This is a genomic window from Iodidimonas nitroreducens (assembly GCA_000710935.1).
GTDB classification, from domain to species: domain Bacteria; phylum Pseudomonadota; class Alphaproteobacteria; order Sphingomonadales; family Rhodothalassiaceae; genus Iodidimonas; species Iodidimonas nitroreducens.
This window is the reverse complement of record BAYV01000099.1, coordinates 1-230: the sequence shown is the minus strand read 5'-3', so window position 1 is coordinate 230 and position 230 is coordinate 1. Positions and strand designations below refer to the sequence as shown.

The 230-nt window shown below is 51.3% G+C and carries 1 protein-coding gene; it reads right to left on the bottom strand.

Annotated elements, in window-relative coordinates:
* Nucleotides 1-167, bottom strand: a 167-nt coding sequence (locus AQ1_RS15015) for a transposase (RefSeq protein WP_152550437.1), incomplete at its 3' end; no start/stop codon positions are given.
* Nucleotides 168-230 lie beyond the last annotated feature (63 nt).

Sequence of the window (230 nt, the reverse complement as noted above, 5' to 3'; positions counted from 1 at the left end):
ACCTCCCGCATCTTGGCTGGCTTCGCAAACTGTGCCTTCCAACTGTACAGAGATTTAGTGCTGATCCCGAGCCGCTTGGCCACCTCTCTGACCGCGTAGCCGCGATCAACAACCTGCGCTACAGCGTCCCTTTTAAACTCATCCGTAAATCGATTTTGCGATGACATCTGTGCTTCTCCTTGGTTCCATAGTTACCAAGCAAAGCGTCTATAAATCTAGGGGCATCTCAG